This is a genomic window from Dolichospermum lemmermannii CS-548, from assembly GCF_028330815.1.
Lineage (GTDB): Bacteria > Cyanobacteriota > Cyanobacteriia > Cyanobacteriales > Nostocaceae > Dolichospermum > Dolichospermum lemmermannii.
This window is the reverse complement of the sequence record NZ_JAQMTJ010000110.1, coordinates 1-5,424: the sequence shown is the minus strand read 5'-3', so window position 1 is coordinate 5,424 and position 5,424 is coordinate 1. Positions and strand designations below refer to the sequence as shown.

General features: G+C 40.0%; 8 protein-coding genes and 1 pseudogene. 3 read left to right on the top strand and 6 right to left on the bottom strand.

What is annotated here, in order from left to right:
* Position 1 precedes the first annotated feature (1 nt).
* Genes PN450_RS07560 through PN450_RS07550 form a run of 3 tightly spaced genes read right to left on the bottom strand, consistent with a single transcriptional unit; the run spans position 2 to position 746 of the window.
* A complete protein-coding gene (locus PN450_RS07560) occupies positions 2-145 on the bottom strand; it encodes a hypothetical protein (RefSeq protein ID WP_271835895.1) in 144 nt (47 codons plus the stop codon).
* Positions 90-224, bottom strand: coding sequence for a hypothetical protein (locus tag PN450_RS07555; RefSeq protein WP_271835894.1), 135 nt, complete (start codon positions 222-224; stop codon positions 90-92). The genes PN450_RS07560 and PN450_RS07555 overlap by 56 nt, the downstream gene beginning before the upstream one ends.
* 6 nt (positions 225-230) lie before the next feature.
* Positions 231-746, bottom strand: coding sequence for a TIGR02652 family protein (locus PN450_RS07550; RefSeq protein ID WP_148761658.1), 516 nt, complete (start codon positions 744-746; stop codon positions 231-233).
* Between the two features lie 239 nt (positions 747-985).
* On the opposite strand from PN450_RS07550, the gene PN450_RS07545 reads away from it, so the two are divergent.
* The 3 genes from PN450_RS07545 to PN450_RS07535 all read left to right on the top strand — a co-directional run bounded on the left by PN450_RS07545 (position 986) and on the right by PN450_RS07535 (position 3,140).
* Positions 986-1,489, top strand: a complete 504-nt coding sequence (locus tag PN450_RS07545; RefSeq protein WP_148761660.1) for a gamma carbonic anhydrase family protein — start codon at positions 986-988, stop codon at positions 1,487-1,489.
* Positions 1,490-1,675: 186 nt separating this feature from the next.
* The gene (locus PN450_RS07540; protein ID WP_148761662.1) at positions 1,676-1,801 is read left to right on the top strand and encodes a photosystem II protein Y; all 126 of its coding nucleotides are present in this window, start codon (positions 1,676-1,678) and stop codon (positions 1,799-1,801) included.
* Between the two features lie 85 nt (positions 1,802-1,886).
* The gene (locus PN450_RS07535) at positions 1,887-3,140 is read left to right on the top strand and encodes a bifunctional folylpolyglutamate synthase/dihydrofolate synthase (RefSeq protein ID WP_271835893.1); all 1,254 of its coding nucleotides are present in this window, start codon (positions 1,887-1,889) and stop codon (positions 3,138-3,140) included.
* 514 nt (positions 3,141-3,654) lie between these two features.
* On the opposite strand, the gene PN450_RS07530 is transcribed toward PN450_RS07535, so the two are convergent.
* The 3 genes and pseudogenes from PN450_RS07530 to PN450_RS07520 form a co-directional block, all read right to left on the bottom strand.
* Positions 3,655-4,953 carry an ABC transporter substrate-binding protein gene (locus tag PN450_RS07530; protein WP_271835892.1) on the bottom strand — a complete coding sequence of 433 codons (1,299 nt, stop codon included), beginning with the start codon at positions 4,951-4,953 and terminating at the stop codon, positions 3,655-3,657.
* Positions 4,954-4,979: 26 nt separating this feature from the next.
* Positions 4,980-5,249 carry a hypothetical protein gene (locus PN450_RS07525; RefSeq protein WP_271835891.1) on the bottom strand — a complete coding sequence of 90 codons (270 nt, stop codon included), beginning with the start codon at positions 5,247-5,249 and terminating at the stop codon, positions 4,980-4,982.
* Positions 5,218-5,424: pseudogene (locus PN450_RS07520) on the bottom strand (hypothetical protein); the annotation flags it as partial. The pseudogene PN450_RS07520 and the gene PN450_RS07525, both read right to left, overlap by 32 nt.

Below are 5,424 nucleotides of genomic sequence, written 5' to 3'. Positions count from 1 at the left end.
TTTATCTTCCAAATGCTTCGCCCCTACTGACCACTGACCACTGTACGGGCGAAGCATTTGGAGAACTATTTTTGGCAATGACCGATAATTTATCTTCCAAATGCTTCGCCCCTACTGACAACGGACCACTGTACGGGCGAAGCATTTGGAGAACTATTTTTGGTAATGACCGATAATTTATCTTCCAAATGCTTCGCCCCTACTGACCACTGACCACTGACCACTGACTATTACTCAAACAACCGGAAATATGGGTAACGCACCGGTACACCAGGTTCTTTATCCAAATCAAAGTTAATCACTTCCCAGCAAGGTTCTGTGGCTGAATCAGGGCTAAACTCTACAGGTAAACCATATAACCGCGCCCCCGTAGCAACTTCCCCTTGTCCAGAACGCCAAGGTGTACTCCGTTCCAAATAGCCACTCATTAACTCCTGATAACGGTTAGCGACAATTATCTTCGTAGCCCGATAACCTTGAGTATAAAGCTTGTCTAAAGCTTCGTGAATTTCAAACCGAATCCCATCAGGATGAGTATGTTGACGATACCATTCACCATCCCATCTGCGCCAATGACGACCAGACTGTAAATGGACTAACTCCCCAGTTTTGGGTTCAGCTTCAAATGCGCCATGACGGGGACACAGATAAGTATCCGTCAATGTTAAAGCCGAAATAGTTTGGCGACAGTGAGGACACTGTATTTCAGGGCCAAATATCGGGTACTGAAAGCCTGGATTTATCATGAAGTGCGTATAAACATAGTATTGTTTCTTTGCCAGCACCAGTAGGTTTAAGATTACACTCCTGCTCCACTACTTTAGATAACTTGCTCACTGCTACATAAAAATGAAGATAGTGCCTGAGAACAAGTTTCACAACCGTCTGACGATAGAAGTCCAACGCTGTGATATTCTGGTTTGGCAACCAGCCCTAAAGGTTGGAGTTTCTCCAGTGTTCCTGGGTACCATATCCATATTCTATCGTGTCTATCTCTTGTGACTGGAAATCTGCTGAATTTTCTCAAGCTGCTTTTGTGGCAGCCAACGCTGTAATCATTGGTTCTGTAAGCATAGCAGCCAGAGCCAGCGTTTGGTATGGATCTGTGGTTAGAGGTGATGTAGAAAGAATTGAAATTGGCGAATGTACAAATATTCAAGACGGCACAATTCTCCATGGTGATCCAGGCGTACCCACAATCTTAGAAGATCATGTCACTGTCGGCCATCGCGCTGTGGTACATTCTGCCCACATTGAAAGTGGTAGTTTAATTGGTATTGGTGCTATTATCCTAAATGGTGTAAGAGTCGGTACAGGCAGCATTATCGGCGCAGGTGCAGTAGTCACCAAAAATGTCCCTCCTGGTTCTCTAGTCATGGGTGTTCCCGGTAAAGTAGTCCGTCAACTCTCAGCCACCGAAATCACCGAACTCATCGAACACGCCGAAAAATACTATCAATTAGCCCTCCTTCATGCTGCTAATGGGTGATTGGTGATTGGTGATTGGAATAAACTTCTTACCTGCTCCCTGTAACCTGTAACCTGTCACCTTTTCCCTGACTTTTAATCAAACTTTACATATAAGCTTGAAAAAATTCCCCACTTCAGATCACAATAAAAGTTGAGAACTGTTGATAAAACTTAAGATTTTTTAATTTACAGAGGACTTCTAGATATGGACATTGATAATCGTGTATTAATTGTTTTAGCACCAATAGCGATCGCTGCTGGTTGGGCTGTTTTCAATATCGGTGCTGCTGCTCTTAGACAAGTCCAAAACTTTTTGAGCAGAGAAGCATAATTTTAGGTAATGGGTAATAGGTGATTGGTAATGGGTAATAGAGAACAGGGAAGTTATTTATCCAAAATACCAATCACTAATCACCATGAACGTAGATTCTTTACTCCGACCTTTTCAGCATTTTGGTGTGAATTTGGGGTTATCCCGGATTGTCGATTTATTGGCAAAGTTGGGAAATCCCCATCACCAAGTACCAATTATTCATGTCGCTGGGACTAACGGAAAAGGTTCTGTTTGTGCTTACCTGTCTGCGGTACTTACTGAGGCTGGTTATAAAACCGGACGCTACACCTCTCCCCATTTGGTTGATTGGACAGAAAGAATCTGTGTTAATGAACAACCAATTGATAGTAATGAACTGTGTGAATTAATACTGCAAGTTCAAGCAGCTATTAACCCAAAGGAAGAATCACCTACCCAATTTGAAGTAATTACCGCTGCGGCTTGGTTATATTTTGCCCAGAAACAAGTTGATATTGCCATCATTGAAGTAGGATTAGGAGGGCGTTTAGATGCCACCAATGTCTGTGATAATCCTTTGATAACAGTTATTACTTCTATTAGTCGAGAACATTGGCAACAACTTGGACCCACTTTAGCCCATATTGCCAAAGAAAAAGCGGGAATTATCAAAGCAGGATGTCCTGTGGTTATGGGTTCATTGCCAGCCGATGCCGAGAAAGTCGTGCAATCGCGTATTCTAGAATTACAATGCCCAATTTTTACCCCCCAACCATCTCGACAAATTAATCAAAATTGGGCAGAATATCAAAAAATAGAAAGTTCTGAATTTATAAAATATCCATTACCATTACAGGGACAAATTCAATTACATAATTCAGCTTTAGCATTAGCAGCTTTGGAAATATTGCAAAAACAAAATTGGCAAATTTCTGAACAAGCTATTATTCAAGGAATGGCTAAAACCAAGTGGCCAGGGAGAATGCAATGGATAACTTGGAAAAGTCATAAACTCCTCATTGACGGCGCACACAACCCAGCTTCAGCCACAGTTTTGCGTAATTATGTAGATAGTCTCAACACCAAAAATATAACTTGGGTAATGGGAATGTTAACTACTAAAGATCATGGTGATATTTTTCATGAACTTCTTAAACCAGGAGATAAATTATATTTAGTTCCCGTACCAGATAGTAATTCAGCAGATTTAGAAGAATTAGCTAAGTTAGCAACATCAATTTGTCCAGATTTGAATTTTTGTCACACCTATTCAGATGTGTTGTCAGCCTTAGACGCTGCTTTTATTGCTACAGATAATCAAGTTGTATTATGTGGTTCTTTGTATTTAATTGGTTATTTTTTGGCAAATGGAATTTAAAAAAAGAAAGTAAGCGATTTTTTTGTCAGAATCAGGATATCCAGGATTTGAGGATGTACAGGATTGTAATTTATGAATTTTTTGATTGATATTTTCTATCATTCAATCTTTCCTGTCAGAATCAGGATGTCCAAGATTTGAGGATGTACAGGATTGTAATTTATGAATTTTTTGATTGATATTTTCTATCATTAAAAAATCCCTATTTCCAATAGTCTCATCAACAATAAGAGAACTCCACAAAAAAAATGATCCAATGGTATCTTGCCCGTCCTTGTATTATTAGCGGGCAAGATGCCCGCACTACAAGAAATTTTGGGATATTTTTTAAATTGGAAGTCTCTAATATCCTGTAAATCCTTTAACTTACCTTTGGGGGTTAAAGTCCCCTGCTTCTACAAGCAGCGGGTTTTGCGTCGGGGTAAAATCCCCGTTACAAAACGTAATTCTAAATTCTAAATTCTAAATTCTGCATTCTTTTAATCCTGGTTATCCTGATTCTGACAATTACCAATTACCGATTATCCCACTGCTGGGCAGCATCTTCCACAGCTTTATCTACAGTTTTTTGTCCTAACATTGCCGCTTGTAAATTTTCGTAAATTGATTTTTGCAAAACTTTAAAATCTTTGAGTTTGGGGGTTAATACCTCAGCCTGTTTTAATTGTGTCGCACTAATTACCCGCCCCTTTTCCGCTGTCGTAGCATTAGCGGGAACTTCCTTAAAGTAAGGATCCGACAAAGCCTTAATTGTCGAAGGTAGGACGTTAGCAGCTTTAGCAAAGGCTAATTGGTTTTCGTCATTCGTAACAAATAAAGCAAATTTAACAGCTTCATCAGGATATTTACTATCACGAGGAATTACGATATTCATCACAGCAACATTTTTCTTACCTGTATCACCCGTAATTTGTGGCGCAATTGCCGAAGCTTGGGCAACCTTGGGGGCATTATTAGCAATGGTTTTCAGAAACTCAGGCCCAGAAGCTAAAAAAGCCGTTTCTCCAGATTGGTATAAATCTATGGCATGACGATGCCCTTGGGTTAAAGATTCTTTTGGTAACAAACCTTTTTTATACAAATCTACCCAATATTGAAAAGCAGCTTTTCCTTTATCCGTATTAAAACCAGCTTTACCTTCAGCATTAACTAGGGTGACACCCATTTGTACCAAAGATTCCAACACCTCACCAGAGTCTTGGGGAACAAAAGTAGCGAAGAAAGCATACTTACCAGTTTTATTTTTAATTTGTTGCGCTGCTTGCCCTAATTCTGCGTAAGTGGCAGGAGGTTTCGTAATACCCGCTTGTTTTAGTAAATCGGTATTATAAATAGTTAGTCGCGTGGTGAGATACCAAGGAATGCCAAAACTCTTACCATTGAGGCTACTTGCTTGCCAAATATTTGGTAAATAGGTGGAACGGACTTGACTGGGAATTTTGGCATCCAAATCTAACCAAGCATTTTTACCCGCAAGTTGGGAAGCAAAGTCGGGATTAAGGTTAACAACATCTGGTGGGGTTTTTGCGGAGACTGCTGTTAAAATCTTATTCTCCATTGCCGACCAAGGCACATCTACCCATTTAACTTTTATACTTGGGTTTTGTGATTCAAAAGTCGTAATTAGACTTTGAAAGTAGTTGGTAAATTGCGGTTGGAGTTGCATTGTCCAAAACTCAATCGTGACAACTCCAGTTTTAGCAGGTTTGGGATTATTGCCAACATTACCTATGCCGCAGCTAACCAGCCAACTAGTAAATAAGCCCAGTAATGCCCAACAAACCAGTTGTTTAAATTTTTGCAATCGAATCATCGTAGTAGGTGATAGTATTTTTAGAATTAATCTGGGTAAGAAAAAGGATAGTGAATTGTGGAGACTATAGGATATATCAATTTTGGTAATAGGTAATAGGTAATAGTTAAAAATTCTTGCCTGACAACTGACAACTGTACGGGCGAAGCATTTGGAGAACTATTTTTGGCAATGACCGATAATTTATCTTCCAAATGCTTCGCCCCTACCGACAACTGTACGGGCGAAGCATTTGGAGAACTATTTTTGGTAATGACCGATAATTTATCTTCCAAATGCTTCGCCCCTACGGACAACGGACAACTGTACGGGCGAAGCATTTGGAGAACTATTTTTGGCAATGACCGATAATTCATCTTCCAAATGCTTCGCCCCTACCGACAACTGTACGGCCGAAGCATTTGGAGAACTATTTTTGGCAATGACCGATAATTTATCTTCCAAATGCTTCGCCCCTACGGACAACGGACA

Excerpts from the sequence above, each read along its gene's own strand:
- PN450_RS07560 (WP_271835895.1), bottom strand. The coding sequence starts at position 145 with ATGCTTCGCCCGTACAGTGGTCCGTTGTCAGTAGGGGCGAAGCATTTG.
- PN450_RS07550 (WP_148761658.1), bottom strand. The coding sequence starts at position 746 with ATGATAAATCCAGGCTTTCAGTACCCGATATTTGGCCCTGAAATACAG.
- PN450_RS07540 (WP_148761662.1), top strand. The coding sequence starts at position 1,676 with ATGGACATTGATAATCGTGTATTAATTGTTTTAGCACCAATAGCGATC.
- PN450_RS07535 (WP_271835893.1), top strand. The coding sequence starts at position 1,887 with ATGAACGTAGATTCTTTACTCCGACCTTTTCAGCATTTTGGTGTGAAT.
- PN450_RS07530 (WP_271835892.1), bottom strand. The coding sequence starts at position 4,953 with ATGATTCGATTGCAAAAATTTAAACAACTGGTTTGTTGGGCATTACTG.